3 protein-coding genes and 3 pseudogenes are annotated in these 3,207 nt (G+C 32.8%); all 6 read right to left on the reverse strand.

All coding sequences use genetic code 11. From position 1 onward, the window contains the following. Nucleotides 1-115 precede the first annotated feature (115 nt). Nucleotides 116-508 (reverse strand): annotated as a pseudogene (locus tag ARSQ2_RS10560) (phosphoenolpyruvate carboxykinase (ATP)); the annotation flags it as partial. A 240-nt stretch (nucleotides 509-748) separates the two neighbouring features. Continuing rightward, nucleotides 749-1,483: an Hsp33 family molecular chaperone HslO gene (locus tag ARSQ2_RS10565; RefSeq protein WP_238334468.1), complete on the reverse strand. Its 735-nt coding sequence runs from the start codon at nucleotides 1,481-1,483 to the stop codon at nucleotides 749-751. Between the two features lie 158 nt (nucleotides 1,484-1,641). Further along, nucleotides 1,642-2,059, reverse strand: a pseudogene (gene hslR / locus ARSQ2_RS10570) (ribosome-associated heat shock protein Hsp15). Next, nucleotides 2,056-2,817 (reverse strand): annotated as a pseudogene (locus ARSQ2_RS15075) (IgaA/UmoB family intracellular growth attenuator). Before ARSQ2_RS15075 ends, hslR begins: the two co-directional pseudogenes overlap by 4 nt. 15 nt (nucleotides 2,818-2,832) lie before the next feature. After that, on the reverse strand, nucleotides 2,833-2,982 hold the full coding sequence (locus ARSQ2_RS10585) for a hypothetical protein (protein WP_181995277.1): 150 nt from the start codon (nucleotides 2,980-2,982) through the stop codon (nucleotides 2,833-2,835). Then, nucleotides 2,969-3,121: an IgaA/UmoB family intracellular growth attenuator gene (locus ARSQ2_RS15080; protein WP_181995279.1), complete on the reverse strand. Its 153-nt coding sequence runs from the start codon at nucleotides 3,119-3,121 to the stop codon at nucleotides 2,969-2,971. Before ARSQ2_RS15080 ends, ARSQ2_RS10585 begins: the two co-directional genes overlap by 14 nt. Nucleotides 3,122-3,207: the final 86 nt, after the last annotated feature.

Here is a 3,207-nt window from a genome sequence, read left to right on the forward strand (position 1 = left end):
CCTTTTTTTCCATCGTAAATATCACTTTACGTTTAAAATCAATTGAATAGCTCATATAAATAATGTCATCAAAATTAAGTCGCTTAGCTATATTTTTGACAAAATGTGCCTGCTAGGCAACTTCGGTAATAAAACGCACTTTCAAACGGGTATCTGCATTTACACCGCAAAAAGCGTCAATGATAAATAAACGCTTACCTGAAAATTGGTTAGTCACCAAATCTTTTAATGATTGCCAAACAGCTTCGGTCATCGGTTTGTTATCATTTTTTCCTTTACCTTGATCCGGCCACCAAACAGTATCCTTAGAAACGTTATCACGAACGATATACTTATCCTTTGGTGATCGGCCAGTAAAAATATCGGTATCAACCGCGACTGCGCCTAAGTTGGTTTCCATCCCACGTTCATAGCCTTTTAAAGAAGGTTTTGTTTCTTCTGCAAATAGTTGTTCATATCCTGTGTTATAAACGATTTCAGTGACTTGATGAATACCATATCTAGCCATCTCTTCTGGAGTAATCTTTTTTTTGCACTCATTATATTTATGCTCATAAATGAATATTAACCTTAATTAGGACATATCATAAAATTTTACTCGAAATTAACAGCGATAAAAATCAATAAATTTCATCTAAACTATTTTCTGAACTAAAAATGGGATCTAGAGCACAATCAACGCTACAGTAAAAAAATGTATTTATATCCTTTATTACGGTATAAAATAAGCAATACTGACTCAATGAATTTACTGTTTTTTAATTCGCTTCAATTCCTCTATATCTTGTTTATTAAACAGATAGAGAGCCGCACAAAATTCACATTCAATATCAATTTCACCACGTTCATTCATGCAATATATGCTGAATCTCTTCATCAGAAAGAGATAGCAAAATATTTTCACAACGCTTTTTGAACAACTGCAATGAAAGGCGACTAGCTGTGGATCATATAATGTCACATCTTCTTCATGATAAAGACGATGAAGAATTTCTTTTGGCTCTAAAGTAAATAGTTCCTCGCCCTTAATCGTAGCGGTTAATTGCACCAGATGATCAAATTGATGCTGACTTTCAATACCAGCAGAGGGCAATACCCGCAATAATATTCCACCAGCAGCAGGCTCGCCATTTATTTCACCTGAACGAATGAATAAACGTGTCTGCAACTGTTCTGATTGTTTAAAATAATCATCCAAATATTCCGCTATTGTATTACCTGCCAATGCAACAACACCTTGATAACGCTCACCATTTGTCGGTGTAATTGTGATCACCATATAACCTTGGCCAACCATCTGTTTTAATGATAATTGAGCAGTAACTGAACCTTCAATACAAGCAACACCTCTCATTTGTTGGTGATTATTTTCGTTTATTACCAACATTTTTACCGGGCTATCTCTTTGAATTTGTATGGTAATATCACCTTCAAATTTTAAAGTTGCTGTTAATAAACTAGTGGAAACTAACAATTCACCCAATAATAGATTAACTTCTGACGGATAATCGTGTTGATCGAGTATCTTTTATAAGTTTCATTGACTGAAACTAGCTCACCACGAACAGCATCATCTTGAAACAAAAAACGGTGTAACTTGGTCATGTTTAGACATATTTTCTCTCATTGGTAAAGTTGTCATCAAAATGACTCATTTAAATTTGTATGCTTAAATTTAATCAGGTTACGTCGTTCTTTCTTATCAGAACGACGTTCTGGGTTTGGCATGGTTAATGAATTAGTTTTACGCGCTAAAGCCAGTCTTTTTCTATTAACAAATACTGTCTTGTGTTTCACGATATAACGCTGTTGCTTCTAATGCGCCCCGTCGCTGATCGCTAATGGCCAATATTTTTATAGTTAACTCATCATTTCCTTGTCTTAATTTTATAATGGCATGCTTTTCAATGACTTTACTTGGTTTACTTCGCTGCCCATTATAATGAACTTTGCCACCCTCAATCATTTTACGAGAAATTGTCCGAGTTTTATAAAAACGTGCAGTCCATAACCATTTATCTAAAGGAATAATCAAATCCATATCTGACTGTATTTTCATACTCTTTTCATTAGGTTAAATATTTTTTTCTGGTCAGTGGAAGAGACAATATTGAAACAATGCTCATAATATTGCCGAATACTTTTTAATCGCCACTTATTTATAGGCTTACGTGTAATAACCAGAATAAGATTTAATATAAAAGTTGCCATTAAAGCCAAGTTTAATAGAAAAGCACTAATATATCGTAAAAGTAACATAGCACTAGGTTTACTATAGCTAAGCGTCTTAATTTTGATTACAAAATATATGTTTTTCTCCAATATAAATTTACTGATATAGAGTAATTACTTGTAATCATTTTAAAGTCGCCCAGCTATATGTAAAATAATATGATGCGTACCTTTTGCATCGACAAATAATTTAGTAATAATACCTTTTGCTTCAAAAGGAGTATGCATTAAAATATCTGACAATTTTTGCGGCTCTTGCCATTTTTGTAATGGAGAATAAGAATCAACAACAGGACAGTGGAATGAAACTAAATCTACAAATGGTTTTCCTTCATCACTGATAAGTAATACACCTCTGGTCGGTTGTCTATTCAATAACGCCGCTTCTTTTTCTATTTCTCTATTAATATAAACAGATGTCATTTCATTAACCAGTTTTTCCAAAGTTTCTGCCCCACCTGGCCGCAATATCACATTGGTACCCGCTAATTTTCCATTTTTAGCTCTGTTAACAAGTACCGACCATTCATAGGTATAGCTAAGCGTCTTAATTTTGATTACAAAATTAAGACGCTTAGCTATAATAAACTTTACTAACTGCTAACCACTCTTTTGAATAATGGCATTAACTGGTGGAAATATTATTTCTTTAGTTAAATTAAACTCTTTAAAATTTTGCTTAAAATCACCCAAGAAATGATTATTTACTGAGATAACAAGCGCTAAGGTATCCGTATCAACAACATCCATAACATTTTAAAGTTGTTAAGTAAGGTTCTAATTGTCGGGGTAAATGAACTTCTTTAGAATCAATAAAATAGCGCCATAAATTATCTTGATCGTTGATTAAAAAAAGCGTGTTATTGCATTGCAGAAAATAGAAACCCAGGCATTTCTTTTAGAAAAATAAAATAATTTTCTTATTGTAGCCTTTTTTGTCTTTATTAAGATTTGTTCAGAATTGGTATATTTAAG

It is taken from the genome of Arsenophonus endosymbiont of Bemisia tabaci Q2, from assembly GCF_902713415.1.
In the GTDB taxonomy this organism is placed as follows: Bacteria; Pseudomonadota; Gammaproteobacteria; order Enterobacterales; family Enterobacteriaceae; genus Arsenophonus.